Source organism: Sphingomonas sp. LY54 (assembly GCF_035594035.1).
In the GTDB taxonomy this organism is placed as follows: domain Bacteria; phylum Pseudomonadota; class Alphaproteobacteria; order Sphingomonadales; family Sphingomonadaceae; genus Allosphingosinicella.
Map to the genome: position 1 here is coordinate 1795849 of NZ_CP141588.1, position 16608 is coordinate 1812456.

The 16608-nt window shown below is 67.5% G+C and carries 19 protein-coding genes; 10 read left to right on the forward strand and 9 right to left on the reverse strand.

Annotation, left to right across the window (positions count from 1 at the left end; all coding sequences use genetic code 11):
* The first annotated feature begins 39 nt into the window (after positions 1 to 39).
* Positions 40 to 1212 (forward strand): carbohydrate porin, encoded by a 1173-nt coding sequence (locus SH591_RS09125; protein ID WP_324748862.1) that lies wholly within the window; start codon positions 40 to 42, stop codon positions 1210 to 1212.
* On the opposite strand, the gene SH591_RS09130 is transcribed toward SH591_RS09125, so the two are convergent.
* Positions 1209 to 1838, reverse strand: a complete 630-nt coding sequence (locus SH591_RS09130; RefSeq protein WP_322831197.1) for a response regulator transcription factor — start codon at positions 1836 to 1838, stop codon at positions 1209 to 1211. The genes SH591_RS09125 and SH591_RS09130 overlap by 4 nt on opposite strands.
* Positions 1835 to 4486 carry a PAS domain-containing sensor histidine kinase gene (locus SH591_RS09135; protein ID WP_324748863.1) on the reverse strand — a complete coding sequence of 884 codons (2652 nt, stop codon included), beginning with the start codon at positions 4484 to 4486 and terminating at the stop codon, positions 1835 to 1837. The genes SH591_RS09130 and SH591_RS09135 overlap by 4 nt, the downstream gene beginning before the upstream one ends.
* 341 nt (positions 4487 to 4827) lie before the next feature.
* Between SH591_RS09135 and SH591_RS09140 the strand changes: the two genes are divergently transcribed.
* From SH591_RS09140 to SH591_RS09155, 4 genes are all read left to right on the forward strand, one after another.
* Positions 4828 to 5877 (forward strand): ribonucleotide-diphosphate reductase subunit beta, encoded by a 1050-nt coding sequence (locus SH591_RS09140; RefSeq protein ID WP_324748864.1) that lies wholly within the window; start codon positions 4828 to 4830, stop codon positions 5875 to 5877.
* 15 nt (positions 5878 to 5892) lie between these two features.
* Entirely contained in the window at positions 5893 to 6210 is a 318-nt protein-coding gene (locus tag SH591_RS09145; protein WP_324748865.1) for a type II toxin-antitoxin system RelE/ParE family toxin, read from the forward strand.
* Positions 6210 to 6695, forward strand: a complete 486-nt coding sequence (locus SH591_RS09150) for a helix-turn-helix domain-containing transcriptional regulator (RefSeq protein ID WP_324748866.1) — start codon at positions 6210 to 6212, stop codon at positions 6693 to 6695. Before SH591_RS09145 ends, SH591_RS09150 begins: the two co-directional genes overlap by 1 nt.
* 124 nt (positions 6696 to 6819) lie before the next feature.
* Entirely contained in the window at positions 6820 to 7224 is a 405-nt protein-coding gene (locus SH591_RS09155) for a nuclear transport factor 2 family protein (RefSeq protein WP_324748867.1), read from the forward strand.
* Position 7225: 1 nt separating this feature from the next.
* Here SH591_RS09155 and SH591_RS09160 read toward each other — a convergent pair whose 3' ends face one another.
* Complete coding sequence (locus SH591_RS09160; RefSeq protein WP_324748868.1) at positions 7226 to 7609, reverse strand: hypothetical protein; 384 nt, start codon at positions 7607 to 7609, stop codon at positions 7226 to 7228.
* A gap of 120 nt (positions 7610 to 7729) precedes the next feature.
* Between SH591_RS09160 and SH591_RS09165 the strand changes: the two genes are divergently transcribed.
* Positions 7730 to 7888, forward strand: a complete 159-nt coding sequence (locus SH591_RS09165; RefSeq protein ID WP_324748869.1) for a hypothetical protein — start codon at positions 7730 to 7732, stop codon at positions 7886 to 7888.
* 6 nt (positions 7889 to 7894) lie between these two features.
* On the opposite strand, the gene SH591_RS09170 is transcribed toward SH591_RS09165, so the two are convergent.
* The gene (locus tag SH591_RS09170; RefSeq protein WP_324748870.1) at positions 7895 to 8329 is read right to left on the reverse strand and encodes an ExbD/TolR family protein; all 435 of its coding nucleotides are present in this window, start codon (positions 8327 to 8329) and stop codon (positions 7895 to 7897) included.
* 401 nt (positions 8330 to 8730) lie between these two features.
* A complete protein-coding gene (locus SH591_RS09175; protein ID WP_324748871.1) occupies positions 8731 to 9198 on the reverse strand; it encodes a thermonuclease family protein in 468 nt (155 codons plus the stop codon).
* Between the two features lie 140 nt (positions 9199 to 9338).
* Here SH591_RS09175 and SH591_RS09180 point away from each other — a divergent pair, with 140 nt between their 5' ends.
* Positions 9339 to 9821 carry a glycine zipper 2TM domain-containing protein gene (locus tag SH591_RS09180; protein ID WP_324748872.1) on the forward strand — a complete coding sequence of 161 codons (483 nt, stop codon included), beginning with the start codon at positions 9339 to 9341 and terminating at the stop codon, positions 9819 to 9821.
* A 55-nt stretch (positions 9822 to 9876) separates the two neighbouring features.
* On the opposite strand, the gene SH591_RS09185 is transcribed toward SH591_RS09180, so the two are convergent.
* The 4 genes from SH591_RS09185 to crtY form a co-directional block, all read right to left on the reverse strand.
* The gene (locus SH591_RS09185; RefSeq protein ID WP_324748873.1) at positions 9877 to 10806 is read right to left on the reverse strand and encodes an electron transfer flavoprotein subunit alpha/FixB family protein; all 930 of its coding nucleotides are present in this window, start codon (positions 10804 to 10806) and stop codon (positions 9877 to 9879) included.
* Positions 10803 to 11552 (reverse strand): electron transfer flavoprotein subunit beta/FixA family protein, encoded by a 750-nt coding sequence (locus tag SH591_RS09190; RefSeq protein WP_324748874.1) that lies wholly within the window; start codon positions 11550 to 11552, stop codon positions 10803 to 10805. The genes SH591_RS09185 and SH591_RS09190 overlap by 4 nt, the downstream gene beginning before the upstream one ends.
* A gap of 36 nt (positions 11553 to 11588) precedes the next feature.
* Positions 11589 to 12788, reverse strand: a complete 1200-nt coding sequence (gene sucC / locus SH591_RS09195) for an ADP-forming succinate--CoA ligase subunit beta (RefSeq protein ID WP_322831210.1) — start codon at positions 12786 to 12788, stop codon at positions 11589 to 11591.
* 99 nt (positions 12789 to 12887) lie between these two features.
* Positions 12888 to 14000, reverse strand: coding sequence for a lycopene beta-cyclase CrtY (gene crtY, locus SH591_RS09200; protein ID WP_324748875.1), 1113 nt, complete (start codon positions 13998 to 14000; stop codon positions 12888 to 12890).
* A 164-nt stretch (positions 14001 to 14164) separates the two neighbouring features.
* Between crtY and SH591_RS09205 the strand changes: the two genes are divergently transcribed.
* The 3 genes from SH591_RS09205 (at position 14165) to dinB (ending at position 16588) form a co-directional block, all read left to right on the forward strand.
* The gene (locus tag SH591_RS09205; RefSeq protein WP_324748876.1) at positions 14165 to 14998 is read left to right on the forward strand and encodes a MipA/OmpV family protein; all 834 of its coding nucleotides are present in this window, start codon (positions 14165 to 14167) and stop codon (positions 14996 to 14998) included.
* Positions 14999 to 15133: 135 nt separating this feature from the next.
* Positions 15134 to 15478 (forward strand): hypothetical protein, encoded by a 345-nt coding sequence (locus SH591_RS09210; protein WP_324748877.1) that lies wholly within the window; start codon positions 15134 to 15136, stop codon positions 15476 to 15478.
* Positions 15479 to 15553: 75 nt separating this feature from the next.
* Positions 15554 to 16588 carry a DNA polymerase IV gene (gene dinB / locus SH591_RS09215; protein ID WP_324751359.1) on the forward strand — a complete coding sequence of 345 codons (1035 nt, stop codon included), beginning with the start codon at positions 15554 to 15556 and terminating at the stop codon, positions 16586 to 16588.
* The last annotated feature ends 20 nt before the right edge of the window (positions 16589 to 16608 follow it).

Genomic DNA, 16608 nt, shown 5'->3' on the forward strand with positions numbered 1-16608 from the left:
CCTCTCCTGCGTGCAGGAGGGGGCAGCCTCGGGGGGCGCATGATCCGACCGACTTTCGCATCCGTCCTCTCCTGCGCTTTGGCCTGCGCGCTCGCTTCGCCCGCACGCGCCGAGCCTGCAATCGTGGTCGACGCCGCCTACAAGGCCGAGGCCATGGCCGTCGTCGACGGCGGCCTTTCCCGCGGCATACGCCTGCTCGACAATCTCGACATCGTCCTCGATGCCGATCTCGACCGACTGGTCGGCTGGGGCGGCGCCCGCGGCCGGCTCTATTTCCTCAGCAACCAGGGCGGCGCGCCTAACGACTTGGCCGGCACCGCCCAGGGCGTCAGCAACATCGAGGTCGCCGATCATCGGGCTAAGCTCTACGAAGCGTGGATCGAGCAGGATCTGGCCGACGGCCGCGCCGCTTTGCTGCTTGGCCTCGCCGATCTCAACGCCGATTTCTACGCCAACGATGCCTCGGCCTTGCTGCTCGCGCCGGCCTTCGGCATCGGCTCGGAACTCGGCGCCACCGGTCCGAATGGCCCGTCCATCTTCCCCTCGACCGCCCTCACGGCGCGCCTGCGCGTCTCGCCGACCGATCAGAGCTACGTCCAGGCGGCGCTGATCAACGCGCGCGCCGGCGTGCTGGGCGATCCTGGCGGCGTGGATTTCGGCTTCGACGAGGGCGCGCTTGCGATCGCCGAGGCGGGCGTGACCGGCCGCGGCAAGATCGCGCTCGGCTACTGGCGCTACACCGAGCGGCAGGACGATATCCGCGCACTCGGTCCGGCCGGCGATCCGTTCCCCCGCATCGCCCAAGGCGCCTATCTCCTCGCCGAGCGCCGCCTGATGGGCGCGCCGGACGGCCCCGGCCTCGACGGCTTCGTCCGGCTCGGCCTTTCCGACGGTAAGACCACGCCCTTTCGCGGCGGCTGGCAGGCCGGCCTCCTGTTCGGCGGGATCGTGCCCGGACGACCCGACAGCCAGCTCTCCTTCGGCGTCCACCAGGCCTGGCTGAGCCGCGGCTACCGCGCCAATGCGCGCGATGCCGGCGAGGATCTGGCCGCGGCCGAGACCGGCTTCGAGCTCACTTATTCGGACCGTATCCTGCCCTTCCTCACGGTCCAGCCCGACATCCAATATGTGCTCGATCCGGCCGGCGAGCGTGCCGTCGAAGACGCGCTCGTGATCGGCCTGCGCCTCACCTTCGAGTTCGGCAGCCGCTAGGCTGGTGTGCTGTCCGGCAACAGGCCGGCGGTGAATGCGACGCGAAGCACATCGGGAAGACTCTTCACGTCGAGCTTCTCCATCAGGTTCGCGCGGTAAATCTCGACCGTGCGCGGGCTGATGGAGAGGTCGAATGCGATCAGCTTGTTCGAGCGGCCCTCGATCAGGCCGTCCAATACATCGCGCTCGCGGGCCGAGAGTTGGCCGACCTTGGCCTGGGCGTCGGCGACCAGAGCCGCCTCGGCATGGCTGTGCTCGAGCCGCGCGAAGGTCTGCTCTACCGTCGCCAGCAGGGTCGCATAATCATAGGGCTTCTCGAGGAAATCGAGCGCGCCCGCCTTCATCGCCTGGACCGCGACCGCGACGTCGCCATGGCCGGTGAGGACGATCGAGGCGAACTTGTCCTTCTCGCCGACCAGCACCTTCAGCACATCGAGCCCGGTCGCGCCCGGCATATGGAAATCGAGCAGGACGCAGCCCGGGTCGAGCTCGCCGATGCGCTCGAGGAAGGCGTCGCCCGAGCGGAACGTCCAAATCAAAGTGTTCGACAGCGTCGACAGCAGGCTCTGAAGCGAGGTCCGGACGTCGTCGTCGTCGTCCACGATATAGATGCTGCGGGTACTCATTCTACGAACTGGGCCTCCCTAAAAGCCTGAAGCGTGAAGCAAAATACGGCGCCGCCCTCGGGCCGGTTCTCCGCCGAGAAACGCCCGCCATGGGCCTCGACGATGCGCCGGCAGATCGAGAGGCCGACGCCCATCCCGTCCTTCTTGGTCGATGCGAACGGTTTGTAGAGCTGGCCGATCGCCTCGTCGGAAAGGCCGGGGCCATTGTCGCTGACGCTGATCTCGATCATCCCTTCGTCGTGGCGATAGTCCGAGGCGATGACGATTTCGCGATCCCCCACGGGCTGGTGGCTCAGCGCCTCGACTGCGTTGCGCAGGAGATTGACCAGCACCTGCTGGATCTGGACCCGATCGGCCAGCATGGTCTCGCCGGAGGGGTCGAACACGGTGCGCACCGCCACTTCGTGCTGGCCAAGGCTCGCCCGCGCCAGCGCGACCGCGTCGGTGACGACCTCCTCGACCGGCTCGGGCTGCTCCTGGACCTCGCCGCGCGACACGAAGGCACGCAGCCGGCGGATGATGATCCCGGCGCGCAGCGCCTGGGCATTGGCCATCTCGATAAGCTCGCGGATCTTGGCCTCGTCGGCGTCGCCGCGCGCGAGCAGCAATTCGGCGGCGCCGAGGAAATTGACCGCGGCCGCCAGCGGCTGGTTCAATTCGTGGGCGAGGCCGGACGCCATTTCGCCCATCGCGCTCAGCCGCGACACGTGCATCAATTCGGCCTGCAGCTCGCCGAAGCGCGCTTCGGCCGCCAGCCGTTCGGTCAGATCGCGGACGAAGCCCGTGAACAGCCGCTCGCCGCCGACCTGTGCCTCGCCGACCGCGATCTCGAGCGGCATCTCGCGCCCGTCGCGATGGCGCCCGCGCATCCGGATCGCCCCGCCCTTGCGGCTGCCGCGCTCCAGGAAGCGCTGGATGAAGCCCTCGGCGCTGACATCTTCGGGCACCAGCAAGGCGGCCGGCTCGCCGACCACCTCGTCTGCGGAAAAGCCGAACAATTGCTCGGCCGCGGCGCTGAACGTGCGGATCGCGCCGGCCTCGTCGACGATCACCATCGCGTCGGGCACCGTCTCCAGCACCGAGCGGAGCTGGGCCTCGCGCGCCTCCAGCGCCGCCTCCCACTGGTGGCGCTCGGTGACGTCGAGATTGACGCCGACGATGCGCTCGAGCTGCCTGTCGGCATCGTAGAGCAGGGTGGCGGAGCCCTCGATCATCCGGGTCTGGCCGTCCGGAAGCCTGAGGCGATAGCGATAGGCGGAGCGCGTCGAGCCGGCCGCGCCGGCGCCGGACAGGCTGCGCAAGACCGTCGCCGCATCGCCCGGATCGACCCGCGCGCGCCAGTCTTCGATCGTTCGGATCGTGCCGGGGGGGATCTCCATCCACCGTTCGATTTCGGGAGCGACGTCGAGCCGGCCCGACGCGATATCCCATTCGAAGATGCCGATCCGCGCCGCCTCCACCGCGAGCTTCAGCCGCGCCTCGCTGTCGCGCAAAGCCGCCTCCGCCCGGGTGCGGTCGCTGATGTCGGTCATCGACAGCACGAAAACCGGTTCGCCGCCGTGGCGCGGCTCGAGCCGCCGGGCATGTTCGAGGACGTGGAGCACGCTGCCGTCGGCGCGGTGCTCGACGATCTCCTCCTCCCACGCCACCTGCGTCGCCATCCGCGCGGCGAGCCGGTCGGCTCCCTCCGGCGCTTCCGACCGGAGCAGGTCATATTTGCGCCGTCCGTGCGCCGCCTCCGCGGACCAGCCGTAAAGCTGCTCGCACCCTGCCGACCAGTGCAGGATCCGTCCTTCGGTGTCGGTCAATGCGATCGGGGCCGAATCGAGCGCCCGGGTCAGCGCCCGCCGCGCCCTGTGCTCGCGCGTGATCCGCGCCGCCGACCACAGCAGGATCGCCGCCATCGCGACGATGTTGAGCGCGGTCTCGAGCAGATCGGCGGCGTCGTGCGGCAAGATCCGCTCGCGCTCCGTCCAGGCCTGGATCGCCTCGGTCGCGAACGGCGTCGCCAGCACCAGCAGCAGGATCGTGCGCATCACCCGCCCTTCGACGCCCTCGGCGACAAGCAAGGCCGGCCAGCCTTCGTCGCCGCGCCAGGCGAGCAAGGCCAGCGCCAGCGCCACCGTCGCCACCGCGGTCGGCAGCGAGATCACGACGTAGCGCAGCATCGGATCGGGCACGCCGATCGCGAGCGGGATCGCAACCAGCGACGTCGCCCCCATCACCACCACCGCGCTCGCCAGCGCCACCACCGCCAGCCCCCAGCGCCGCCCCGGCCGCGGCGCCAGCCATATCGCCAGCGCCATCAGCACCAGCACGATTGCCACCGACGCCCCCGGCCGTCCCGGATCCTTGCGGGCCTGCGGCGCCACCGCGTCGGCGAACAGCCAGGCGTCGCTGCCCAACGAAATGCCGGTCGCGTCCTGGAACAGGGTCAGCGCCGCAATCCCGAGCGGCACGGCCAGCAGGGCCAGCGCCGTCCTGCGCGCCCCGCGCGCCGTCGCCAGCGCCGCACCGGCCAGGCCGAGCAAAGCGGGCGCGGTCAGCGGCTGCATCAGATAGTCGCGAAAGCCGAATCCGGCGAGCGCCGGCAGGCCGAACGTCCAGCCGGCGAGCCCCGCCAGCGCGCAGGCCCAGGCGACCGCCACTGCGGCGACGACGTGCCGGCTTCCCGGGGGGCCGCTCTTTTGGCTTGGACTCAACGCTTTGCGCACATGCTCGTTTGTGGCCGGGGGCCGCCAGCCCGACAACCGCTAATGGCACGGTATAAACCACAGGCGGGCGCGCTCGCGCGGGCCCCTCCCGCTTGTGGCTCCCCTCGGGGAAGGCACGATATCTAGCGCCTCGATCGTCTCCTCCCCGCAACATCCAGTGGTTTATCCCCAGATTTTATCCACACCCCGTCTTTTTCCGGATAGCCTTTCCGGCCTCTTTCCCATAGCATCGGGAAATAGTAGAGACACGAACGAATAGGGAACAGGAGCGCGATATGGGCCTTCTCGAAGCCAGGAAGCAGTACAAGCCCTTTGAATACCCCTGGGCGTTCGATTTCTGGAAGCGCCAGCAGCAGCTCCACTGGCTGCCCGAGGAAGTGCCGCTCGGCGAGGATTGCCGCGACTGGGCGCAGAAGCTGACCGACCACGAGCGCAACCTGCTCACCCAGATCTTCCGCTTCTTCACCCAGGCCGACGTCGAGGTGCAGGACTGCTACCACGACAAATATGGCCGGGTGTTCAAGCCGACCGAGATCAAGATGATGCTGACTTCCTTCTCCAACATGGAGACGGTGCACATCGCCGCTTACTCGCACCTGCTTGACACGATCGGCATGCCCGAGAGCGAATATGGCATGTTCCTTCAGTATAAGGAGATGAAGGACAAGCACGATTATCTCTCGACGTTCGGTGTCGACACCGACGAGGACATCGCCCGCACGCTCGCCATGTTCGGCGGCTTCACCGAGGGGCTGCAGCTGTTCGCCAGCTTCGCGATGCTGATGAACTTCCCGCGCTTCAACAAGATGAAGGGCATGGGCCAGATCGTCTCCTGGTCGGTGCGCGACGAGTCGCTGCACTGCGAGGGCATCACCAAGCTGTTCCACGCCTTCTGCGCCGAGCGCGACTGTCTGACGGCCGCGGTCAAGCAGGACATTCGCGACGTCTGCCACACCACGGTGGGCCTCGAGGACGCCTTCATCGACCTCGCCTTCGAGCAGGGCCCGGTGCCCGGCATGACGCCCAAGGAGATCAAGAAGTATATCCGCTACATCGCGGACTGGCGCCTCGGCCAGCTCGGCCTGAAGCCGATGTTCATGATCGAAGATCACCCGCTGCCGTGGCTCGCGCCTCTCCTCAACGGCGTCGAGCACGCCAATTTCTTCGAGACCCGCGCCACCGAATATTCGAAGGCCGCGACCCGCGGAAACTGGGGCGAAGTCTGGGACAATTTCGACCGCCGCAAGCAGGCCAAGGCCAACGACACGGTCGAGGAAGCCGACGGCGCGGACATGTTCTCCCAGGCAGGAGTGGCCGCGGAGTAAGTCCTGGAGGCGGTCATGGCGGGTCCATCGACACAGGTCGAGATTCGCCAGACCGCCGACTACGACCGTTGGTTCTCTACCCTGCGCGACATCCGCGCACGCGCCCTGATCGATGCGCGTATCCGCCGCCTCTCGCTAGGCCATGTGGGCGACGCCAAGGCGCTCAGCGGCGGCATCAGCGAACTGCGCATCGATTACGGTCCAGGCTACCGCGTCTACTTTGCCCGACGCGGCGAAAGGCTGGTTCTTCTCCTCGCGGGAGGTGACAAATCGCGCCAATCGGCCGATATTGCACGCGCGCGTGCGCTTGCCGCTGCATGGAAGGCCGATTGATGGGCACCGAAACCAGCCGGTGGGACGCAGCCGAGCATCTGGACAGCCGAGAAGCCGTCTTGGCCTATCTCGAAGCCGCATTCGAAGATGGCGATCCAGAGTTGATCACTGCCGCCTTCGACGATGTGGCTAGGGCAAAAGACCTCACGGGCGCTCCGCTGCTTTCATCGACCGAAGTAGGCGAAATGCGCCGAATGCTGGAACAGGTTCAGGATGCCAGCGGCGCAATGTCTGTTTCGGATGAAACTTCGTCCGCTGAAGAGACGGTTATCCGCCGCGCCGCGCCGGCCCGCGCAACGCTTCCTCCAGGAAAGAGAAGTGGGTTGGCTTACAGGCGCAGGAAGGGCGGCGACACCTGGCATTGGTGCCGCAACTGCAGCACTTGGCCCACGCACGCTTACGACGAGCGGCCGACCAAGCCGAGTTCGGGCGACCTCTGCAACGAGTGCAGAGCCAAGGACGCCGCCGGCAATTGCGCAAGGTAGGCGGCGCTCAATGGAGCGCGGCGACGAACCGCTGATTGTCGGCCATGCCGAGCCGGAGTGCTCCGGCTTGCGCGGCGTCGCCAAACCGGCGCATCTTCCTGCAACAAGACGGGGAGGAACTGCCATGTCGGAAGCCAATGAAACGGTCGTCCGCGCCATTTATGCCTGCATGGCGGCGGGGGACGGGCCCGGGTTGATCGCGCGCATGGATCCGGACATCGTCTGGACCGAGGCCGAGAATTTTCCTTATGCCGATCGCAGTCCCTATCGCGGCCCGGACGCCGTCCTCGCCGGCCTGTTCGCGCGCTTCGGCAGCGAGTGGGACGGCTTCGCGGCGGTGCCGGACGAGTTTCTCGACGCCGGCGACACGATCGTCGTTCTCGGCCGTTATCGCGGCACCCACCGCGCGACCGGGCGCGCGCTCGACGCGCAATTCGCCCATGTCTGGACGGTAGAAGGCGGCCGTGCCGCGGCCTTCCGCCAATATACCGACACGCTCCAGGCGGCTCGGGTCACCGGCACCGACTGACCTAGAATTTCACGCCGACATTGACCATCACGCGCTTGCTGATCTCGCCGTTCGGCATGACCACGGAATCGACCGTGACGGTGCCGCGGACGCCATCGCCGAGCGCAATCCCGCTCTCGCGCGGGCCGCTTTCGTAGATTTTCGCCATGTCCTCGAGCGGATAGTCGCCGCCGGGCGGCGGGCGGCCGCAGACGACGATCTCGTCGGGCGTGGCGCCGGCGCAGGCGCGGCGCAGCACCGGCTCCGCGGGCTTGGCCCGGGCGAGGTCGAAATCGACCGGCGCGACCGCCCCGCGTCCGGCCGGGTCGGCCGCCGCCTGCAGCGCCAGCAGCAAAGTCAGGGTCATGCCGATCTCCCCCCATTGCCGCACAACGTCCGTCGCCATTGCGGCGGGGATAAGGCGGGCGATCCATCCATTCCGGACCGATCTTGCTCCGGAGCGGACCGGATTGTCCGCCTCCCTAAGCCGGCTTGCGCTAGGCTCCGCCCCGGAAGGAGAAGTGGGATGTCCTACAGGCGCAAGAGGGACCGGGACACCTGGCATTGGTGCCGCAACTGCAGCAACTGGCCGACGTCCGATTATGTCGAGCAGACGAACAAGCCCTCGGGCGAGCAGTGCAACGAGTGCAAGGGCAAGGACGCCAACGGCACCTGCACCAGGTGAACGCGCTCAATCGAGCGCGGCGACGAACCTTTGGTTGTCGGCCATGCCGAGCCGGACAATGCCGGCGCGCTTCACCGCCGCGGCGACCGCGTCGAAGCGGGCATAAGGCGCCTCGCCGTCGGCCTGGAGCACGAAATCGCTGTCGGGCGCGGCCGCCTGCAGCCGTGTCAGCCGCGCCTGCAATTCGGCGAGACCGACCGGCGCGCCGTCGAGCCGGACCGTCCCCGCCGCATCGAGCGTGATGCGGTGGATCACCGGCTCCTGCTGCGCGGCCGGACCATTGGGGAGATCGACCGCGACCTTGTGGCTCGCGATCGGGATCGTGACGATGAACATGATGAGCAGGACGAGCATCACGTCGATCAGCGGCGTCGTGTTGAGCGTGCCGATCGGCTGCTGCTCGGCAACGGCGTAAGCGGGGAGGGGACGGCGTCTGATCATGTCGCGCTCCTTATTGTGATGTGACAACATGACATAGCCGGAACGGTTGGGGAAGCCCCTGCCGCGGTACGGCCTCGCCGGTGCCCAGCCTCTCGATCGCCGGGTCGCGCGCGCGGTGGCCCGCACTCTCCTCCCGCTCGGGCCCTCCGCGCCTCCGCGCGAACCCTTACCCCGCTCGCGGAACAAACAACGAACTTGCCAAATAGGATTTCGTCTGATGGGATGAAACCGGCTCGGTTTCCCGCTGCACTAGCGGCAGTCCGGGAGACCTTCGCCACCCGCTCTTTCTCAGCTCGCAACACGTTTTCAGCCCGCCCGGGCGGATGGCACGGTCGCCGCCTGAGCAGTCGTCCTGGCGTGACCCAAGTGTGACCTTTCGCGCCATGCGCGCGCTCAGCGCGTCACGCGCACCAGGGTTCGCGGCGGCCGGTCCAGGTCCGGGCGAGGCCTTCGGCAACCAGCCTGTCGCCGAGGCTCCGCCCGTCGCGGGTCACCACGCGCAGCTTGCGGCCGTAGCGGTCTTCGTCGCGGTCGACGCGGTGGAGCTCGAACGGGCCCTCGTTCAAGAGCGCCTCCATCCGCCGCGTCGCGCGCGCGGCGAGCGCGCTCTCCTCCGGGCAGCGGCCGCGCACTTCGGGCGTGTCGATATCGGCCACGCGGATCTTGTCTTCGCCGAGCCAGAAGGTGTCGCCGTCGACGATCCGGATCGCCGCGTCGCCCGACGGCACGCCGGCCCGGCCGCTGTCGAACCCGGCATAAGCGAGCCCGCCGAGCACGCCGACGACCAGCATCAGGCGGATCTCGGGCCAGGCGAAACGGGGACGGCGCGCGGCGCGGCGGCCGGCGGGGCGGGTTTTGGGTCTGCGCATGGGAAGGGAGGCTAGAAGAGAGAGGTCGCCGCCCGGTTAACGGGTCCGCGCCTGTCCCGGCGATGAACGGCAGGTTTTGTTCGGTTCACGCAACCCGCACTAAACCGGGCTCGTTCTACCTCCAGAACAAGGAGAGTGACATGAGAAGCCTGATCCTCGCCGCTGCCATGGTCGCGGTCGCCGCGCCGGCAGCCCCGGCGCTGGCCAAGCCCGACAACAAGGCCGCCAAGGAATATCGCAAGGATGTCCGCAAGGCGCAGAAGGAGTATCGCAAGGACGTGCGCAAGGCGGAGCGCGACTGGCGCAAATACGGCAATTACGACTATAACCGCTACGAGAGCGGCCAGGACCGTTATTATGCCGACCGCTATTACCGCAACGGCTCTTATTACCCGACCCGGCGCCTTGCCGCGAACGACCGCATCTATCGCGGCTCGAACGGGCAATATTATTGCCGCCGCCCGGACGGCACGACCGGCCTCATCATCGGCGGCCTCGCCGGCGGCCTGCTCGGCAATCTGATCGCGCCGGGCGACAGCAAGACGCTGGCCACGATCCTCGGCGCCGCCGGCGGCGCGGTCGCCGGACGCGCGATCGACCGCAACAACGTGCGCTGCGACTGACGCAAGAAAGGGGCCGGCTCGGGTGAGCCGGCCCCTCCCAATTGCGGCGATGCGCTCAGAGCTTCTCGGTAAGCTCGGGCACGATCTTGAAGAGGTCGCCGACCAGGCCGATGTCCGCCACCTGGAAGATCGGGGCGTCCTCGTCCTTGTTGATGGCGACGATCGTCTTGCTGTCCTTCATGCCGGCGAGGTGCTGGATCGCGCCCGAAATGCCGATCGCGACATAGACTTCGGGGGCGACGATCTTGCCGGTCTGGCCGACCTGATAGTCGTTGGGCGCGTAGCCGGCATCGACCGCGGCGCGGCTGGCGCCGACCGCGGCGCCGAGCTTGTCGGCGAGCGGATCGATCACGGCATGGAACTGCTCGGACGAACCGAGCGCGCGGCCGCCCGAGACGATGATCTTGGCGCTGGTCAGCTCCGGCCGCTCGCTAGCCGCGATCTCGGCGCCGACGAAGCTCGACAGGCCGGCATCGCCCGGGCCGGAGACGGCCTGGATGTTGCCCGAACCGCCCTCGGCCGCGGCCTTCTCGAACGCGGTGCCGCGCACGGTCAGGACCTTCTTGGCGTCGGATGACTGGACGGTGGCGATCGCGTTGCCGGCGTAGATCGGGCGCGTGAACGTGTCCGGACCCTCGACCGAGAGGATGTCGGAGACCTGCATCACGTCGAGCAAAGCGGCGACGCGCGGCGCGATATTCTTGCCGGTCGTGGTCGCCGGAGCGACGAACGCGTCGTGATCGGCCATCAGCTGCGCGACCAGCGGCGCGACATTCTCGGCGAGGCCATGGCCATAAGCCGCGTCGTCGGCGACATGGACGGTACCGGCGCCCGCGATCTTCGCGGCCGCCTCCGCCACCGCGCCGACGCCTTGGCCGGCGACGACCAGGTTCACGTCGCCGAGCTTGGACGCGGCGGTCACCGCGGCGAAGGTCGCGTCCTTGAGCTGGCCGCCTTCATGTTCGACCCAGACGAGCGTCTTCATGCCACCACTCCCAGCGTCTTCAGTTTACCGATCAGCTCGTCGACCGAGCCCACCTTCACGCCGGCCTCGCGCTTCGACGGCTCGGTCACCTTGAGCGTCTTGAGGCGCGGCGTCACATCGACGCCGTAATCCTCGGGCGCCTTGGTCGCGAGCGGCTTCGACTTGGCCTTCATGATGTTGGGCAGCGAAGCGTAGCGCGGCTCATTCAAGCGAAGGTCGGTGGTGACGATCGCGGGCAGCTTGAGCTTCACGGTCTCGAGGCCGCCATCGACCTCGCGGGTGACGCTGACCTCTTCGCCGGCAACGTCGACCTTGGAGGCGAAGGTGCCCTGCGCCCAGCCCAGCAGAGCGGCGAGCATCTGGCCGGTCTGGTTGGAATCGTCGTCGATCGCCTGCTTGCCGAGGATCACCATCTTCGGCTGCTCTTCCTCGGCGACCTTGTGCAGGATCTTGGCCACGGCGAGCGGCTCGACCTCGGCATCGGTCTGGACCAGGATCGCCCGGTCCGCGCCCATGGCGAGCGCGGTGCGGAGCGTCTCCTGCGCCTTGGCGGGGCCGATCGACACGACCACGATCTCGGTCGCCACGCCCTTTTCCTTCAGGCGAATGGCTTCCTCGACCGCGATCTCGTCGAACGGGTTCATGCTCATCTTGACGTTGGCGAGATCGACGCCCGAACCGTCGGCCTTGACCCGCGGCTTGACGTTGTAATCGATCACGCGCTTGACCGGCACCAGCAGCTTCATGCTCGTTCCTTCTATCTTGTCGTCACCCGGGCGTGGTTACGCCGCCTCCTGCACCTGCGCGACGATCTTGCGGGCGGCGTCGCCCAGATCGTTGGCCGGCACGATCGGCAGGCCGGATTCGGCCAGGATGCGCTTGCCTTCCTCGACATTGGTGCCCTCGAGGCGGACCACCAGAGGCACCGACAAATTCACTTCCTTGGCGGCGGCGATGATGCCGTCGGCAATGATGTCGCAGCGCATGATGCCGCCGAAGATGTTGACGAGGATGCCCTTCACGGCCGGATCGCTGAGGATGATCTTGAACGCCTCGGTCACCTTCTCCTTCGAGGCGCCGCCGCCGACGTCGAGGAAGTTGGCCGGGAAGGCGCCGTTCAGCTTGATGATGTCCATCGTCGCCATGGCGAGACCCGCGCCGTTGACCATGCAGCCGATATTGCCGTCGAGCTTGATGTAGGCGAGGTCGTGCTTCGAGGCTTCGAGCTCCATCGGTTCCTCTTCGCTCTCGTCGCGCAGCGCCATCAGGTCGGCATGGCGGAACAAGGCGTTGGTGTCGAAGCCGACCTTGGCGTCGAGCACGAGCAGCTTGCCGTCGTCGGTGACCGCGAGCGGGTTGATCTCGATCTGCGAGGCGTCGGTGCCCATGAACGCGTCATAGAGCTTGGCGACCATCTTCTGCGCCTGCTTGGCGAGATCGCCCTCGAGCTCGAGGGCGGCGGCGACGGCGCGGCCGTGGTGCGGCATCAGGCCGGTGGCCGGGTCGACGGTGATCGTATGGATCTTCTCGGGCGTCGAATGCGCGACTTCCTCGATGTCCATGCCGCCCTCGGTCGAGGCGACGATGGCGATGCGGCCGGTGGCGCGGTCGACGAGCAGGGCGACGTAGAATTCCTTGGCGATGTCGACGCCGTCGGTGACGTAGAGGCGCTGGACCTGCTTGCCCTCGGCGCCCGTCTGGATCGTCACCAAAGTGTTGCCGAACATGTCCTGCGCCGCGGCGCGGACCTCGTCCTTGGAGCGGGCGAGGCGAACGCCGCCCTTCGCGTCGGGGCCCAGTTCCTTGAACTTGCCCTTGCCGCGGCCGCCGGCGTGGATCTGCGCCTTGACGACATAGAGCGGCCCGGGAAGCTGGTCGACGGCGGCGACCGCCTCCTCGACGCTCATCGCAGCGATGCCGGCGGGAACCGGTACGCCGAACTTCGCCAGCAGCTCCTTGGCCTGATATTCATGGATGTTCATGGGACGAGGAATCCTTCCGCGGACAGATTTTGCCACGGCCTTAAGCACAGTGATGCGGTGAAGGGAAGCGGCGGAAGCCCTCGCGGCCCCCGCGGCGGCTCAACCCTTCAGGGCGGCCGCGATTCGCCTGCGGTCGATCAGCCCGGCGCGGGCGGCGTGGAAACGGGCGATCACGGCCGGGTCCAGCCGGTAGAGGCGCCCCAGGAAGCCGGTGCGCGCCTCGCCGGGAAGCGCGAACAGCTGGCTGTTGTAGCCGCGGTAATATTCGCGCTTCTTCCACAGAAGCGACGCTTCCTCCTCGAACAGATCGTGCAGCGCCGCGCCGTCGAGGGTTTGCTGGTCGGCGAGCAGGACGGCCGCGCCGACCGCGTCGGGCAAGGCCGCGCCGGTCGCCGGGTGGAAGAATCCGCCGCGTATGCCGAGCTTGGCCACACGGGCGCCGCCGACCCGCCAGAAGGCGTTGAAATCGCCGCCGAGCGGCAGCGGCAGCTGTGACTGCTGCTCGCTCTCGACCTCAGCTGGAATCCAGCGGCGCCGTTCGAGATAGGCCTCGATCCGCGCGCCGGCCTCCGCCGGCTCCGAGTCGGGCGTCGCGCCGTGATCGACATATTCGACCAGCATGCGATCCTCCGACAGCGGCAGGCAGCGGAAGAAGCCGGTGCCGCCCGCGACCGTGGCGTCGATCAGCACCGGGCGATCGAGGCCGTGGGGGGCGGCGAAGCGATAGGTTCGGCCCACGCAGAGGCGCCAGCCGAGATCAAGCAGCGACAGGTTGGTGGCGCCACGCGCATCGACGGCGGCCTCCCCGCCCAGCTTCTCGCCGCCGGGCAGCACCAGCTCGTTGTCGCGCACGGCGACGATGCGGGTGCCGAGCCGATACTGGTCGGGCCGCAGCGTCTCGCGCATCACCGCATCGAGCCGCTCCGCGCTGATCGCGTGGAGGGGCGCCTTGAAATTGCGGCTCTGCCCCGGGAACGCGACATAGTAACCGGGCCAGCTCGCAGTGATCAGTGGTTCGAGCAGCCAGCGGTCGGCCGGGTCGATGTCGCTTTCGAAGAAGGTCCAGGTCCGGTCCCCGCCGCCGAAAGTCTCGCTCTCCTCGACCAGCAGCAGCGGCAGGTCCGGCCGCGCTTTCGCCATGGCCAGGGCGGCGAGGCAACCGGCCAGCCCCCCGCCTGCAATGAGCAGCCCGTCCCTTTTCCCCTTCGCCATAGTCGTTTGCATGTACAGAAGCGCTTCGCCTTAGGCCACGGATTGTTGTAAACCGACCACGGTCGCGTCATTTTGGCACTGTTTTCTTGGCGTTACGCCTGGGGACCGGAACTTCCGGGCGCGGCTGGCGCTGGGCCGCTATCCGGCGAGCAGGGGGAAAGACCATGAAACAAGCATTGCGCGTCGCGGCGCTGTTGCCGCTCCTGTTTTCGGCGCCCGCTCTGGCGCAGGCGACCGAGCCGGTTGACGACGGCCGCGACAATTTCACGCTCGGCCTCGGCGCGAGCTATACCGCCTCCTATGAGGGGTCCGACAATTATGTCCTGAGCGGCGCCGGCCTGGTGCGCGGCCGCGTCTCGGGCTTCAACTTCTACAGCCGCGCGACCGCCCTCTACTTCGACGTGGTCCGCGAACCGGTCGGTACGCCGCTCAACGTCGAGATCGGACCGATGGTCAACGTCCGCTTCGACCGCGCCGGCCGCATCCGCGACCCGCAGGTCAAGGCGCTCGGCGAACTCGACACGGCCATCGAAGCGGGCGCCTTCGTCGGCGTGACTCGCAACAAGGTCTTCCACGATTACGACTTCCTGACCTTCCGTCTCGACGCGATCCACGACGTGACCGACACGCACGACAGCATGATCGTCGCGCCCAACATTGAATATGGAACGCCGCTCAGCCCCACCTTCTTCCTCGGCGCGTCGCTGTCGGCCGAGCATGTCGGGGGCGGCTTCGCCGACACCTATTTCAGCGTCACGCCCGCCGGTAGCCTCGCCAGTGGCCTGCCGGTCTACGACGCCGACGGCGGCTTCAAGAATGTCCGATTCACCCTGCTCGGGACCCAGTCGCTCTCGGGGGACCTGCGCCACGGCCTCGCGATCTTCGGCGTCGCCAGCTACTCGCGTCTATTGGGCGACTTCAAGGATTCGCCCGTGACAAGTATTGCCGGCGACGCGGACCAGTTCTTCGGCGCACTTGGCCTGAGCTACACCTTCTGAGGCCTCCGCTTCCAAGGAACTCCCCTCGCTCTTTGTTCGTTAGAACGGCGAAGAACAGGGAATGATATAGTGCAGGTCTCCAAGCGCCCGATCGCTGCGGCGCTGATACTGCCTTTCGTCCTAATACAGCCCGCAATGGGCCAGGGATTGACAGACACGCGCAGCGCCCAGCGGACCGACATCATCGGTCCATCCTATGTCCCAGGGCCCGATCCGGCCAAGCGCCCGATCGCGTCGCAGGTGAGAAGCGGGCTCAGCGTCACCACCATGCCCTATGTCGAGGATGACGGCGCGTCCTCGGTCCGGCGCGGAGTCGTCGGCAGCATGCCGGTGTCGAGCCGGGCGGAATTCCGCGTCGGCCTGCTCGAGGTGACCCGCACCTCGCACAAGGAACGCGCGCTCGCGCGGACTCAGCCGATGAAGGAGGTCTACGGCCGCACCGACCGCATCGCCGCGATCGGCCTCAACATCAGCTTCTGACTTTTCCCAAGGCCGCGCCTCCGCTAAGAACACAGCGTGAACGACGCGCCGATCCGAAAGATCATCCACATCGACATGGACGCGTTCTTCGCGTCGGTCGAGCAACGCGACAATCCCGAACTGCGCGGCAAGCCGGTGGCGGTCGGCGGATCCACCGCGCGCGGCGTGGTCGCGGCGGCGAGCTACGAGGCGCGCAAGTTCGGGGTGCGCTCGGCCATGCCCTCGGTGACGGCGAAGCGGCGCTGCCCCGAGCTTATCTTCGTCAAAGGCCGTTTCGACGCCTATCGCGAAGTCTCGAACCAGATCCGCGCCATCTTCCGCGATTATACCCCGCATGTGGAGCCGCTCTCGCTGGACGAGGCCTATCTCGACGTCACCGAGGATCTGAAGGGGATCGGCGTCGCGACCGCCATTGCCGAGGAGATACGCGCGCGCATCCGCGCCGAGACCGGCCTCACCGCATCGGCCGGCGTCTCCTACAACAAGTTCCTGGCCAAGCTCGCGTCCGACCAGAACAAGCCAGACGGAATCTGCGTCGTCACGCCCAGGCAGGGGCCGGCCTTCGTCGCCTCGCTGCCGGTCAAGCGCTTCCGCGGCGTCGGCCCGGTCACCGCGGCCAAGATGGCGAGGCTAGGTATCGAGACCGGCGCGGACCTGCGCGCCTGCAGTCTCGAATTCCTGCAGGCGGCGTTCGGCAATTCCGCCGCTTATTATCACGACCTCGCCCGCGGCATCTGCCACCGTCAGGTGCGCGCCAATCGCGAACGCAAGTCGATCGGCGCCGAGGACACCTTCTTCACCGACCTTCGCGCCGAGCCGGATCTGCTCGCCGAGCTCGATCGGATCGCGACCACGGTCTGGACGCGCATCGCGGACAAGGCCGTGCGCGGCCGGACGGTCACGCTCAAGGTGAAATATCAGGACTTCCAGATCGTGACGCGGGCGCGGTCGCTGCCAGCGCCGGTCGCGGACCGCGAACAGTTTCTCGGCATCGGCGCCCATCTGCTCAAGACGCTGCTGCCGCCGCCCAAGGGCATCAGGCTGCTCGGCCTCACCCTGTCCGGCCTCGAAGCCGAGAAAGAGACGCCGCAGCTCGGCCTGCCTATCTGAAAAGGCCGACGACAAAAAAA

What these genes read in the sequence shown, in the direction of transcription:
- SH591_RS09150 (WP_324748866.1), top strand. Translation starts at nt 6,210, where the DNA reads ATGGGCACCGAAACCAGCCGGTGGGACGCAGCCGAGCATCTGGACAGC.
- SH591_RS09210 (WP_324748877.1), top strand. Translation starts at nt 15,134, where the DNA reads ATGGGCCAGGGATTGACAGACACGCGCAGCGCCCAGCGGACCGACATC.
- SH591_RS09140 (WP_324748864.1), top strand. Translation starts at nt 4,828, where the DNA reads ATGGGCCTTCTCGAAGCCAGGAAGCAGTACAAGCCCTTTGAATACCCC.
- SH591_RS09125 (WP_324748862.1), top strand. Translation starts at nt 40, where the DNA reads ATGATCCGACCGACTTTCGCATCCGTCCTCTCCTGCGCTTTGGCCTGC.
- dinB (WP_324751359.1), top strand. Translation starts at nt 15,554, where the DNA reads ATGGACGCGTTCTTCGCGTCGGTCGAGCAACGCGACAATCCCGAACTG.
- SH591_RS09160 (WP_324748868.1), bottom strand. Translation starts at nt 7,609, where the DNA reads ATGGCGACGGACGTTGTGCGGCAATGGGGGGAGATCGGCATGACCCTG.
- SH591_RS09180 (WP_324748872.1), top strand. Translation starts at nt 9,339, where the DNA reads ATGAGAAGCCTGATCCTCGCCGCTGCCATGGTCGCGGTCGCCGCGCCG.
- SH591_RS09190 (WP_324748874.1), bottom strand. Translation starts at nt 11,552, where the DNA reads ATGAAGCTGCTGGTGCCGGTCAAGCGCGTGATCGATTACAACGTCAAG.
- SH591_RS09155 (WP_324748867.1), top strand. Translation starts at nt 6,820, where the DNA reads ATGTCGGAAGCCAATGAAACGGTCGTCCGCGCCATTTATGCCTGCATG.
- crtY (WP_324748875.1), bottom strand. Translation starts at nt 14,000, where the DNA reads ATGGCGAAGGGGAAAAGGGACGGGCTGCTCATTGCAGGCGGGGGGCTG.
- SH591_RS09205 (WP_324748876.1), top strand. Translation starts at nt 14,165, where the DNA reads ATGAAACAAGCATTGCGCGTCGCGGCGCTGTTGCCGCTCCTGTTTTCG.
- SH591_RS09170 (WP_324748870.1), bottom strand. Translation starts at nt 8,329, where the DNA reads ATGATCAGACGCCGTCCCCTCCCCGCTTACGCCGTTGCCGAGCAGCAG.
- SH591_RS09185 (WP_324748873.1), bottom strand. Translation starts at nt 10,806, where the DNA reads ATGAAGACGCTCGTCTGGGTCGAACATGAAGGCGGCCAGCTCAAGGAC.
- sucC (WP_322831210.1), bottom strand. Translation starts at nt 12,788, where the DNA reads ATGAACATCCATGAATATCAGGCCAAGGAGCTGCTGGCGAAGTTCGGC.
- SH591_RS09175 (WP_324748871.1), bottom strand. Translation starts at nt 9,198, where the DNA reads ATGCGCAGACCCAAAACCCGCCCCGCCGGCCGCCGCGCCGCGCGCCGT.
- SH591_RS09165 (WP_324748869.1), top strand. Translation starts at nt 7,730, where the DNA reads ATGTCCTACAGGCGCAAGAGGGACCGGGACACCTGGCATTGGTGCCGC.
- SH591_RS09130 (WP_322831197.1), bottom strand. Translation starts at nt 1,838, where the DNA reads ATGAGTACCCGCAGCATCTATATCGTGGACGACGACGACGACGTCCGG.
- SH591_RS09145 (WP_324748865.1), top strand. Translation starts at nt 5,893, where the DNA reads ATGGCGGGTCCATCGACACAGGTCGAGATTCGCCAGACCGCCGACTAC.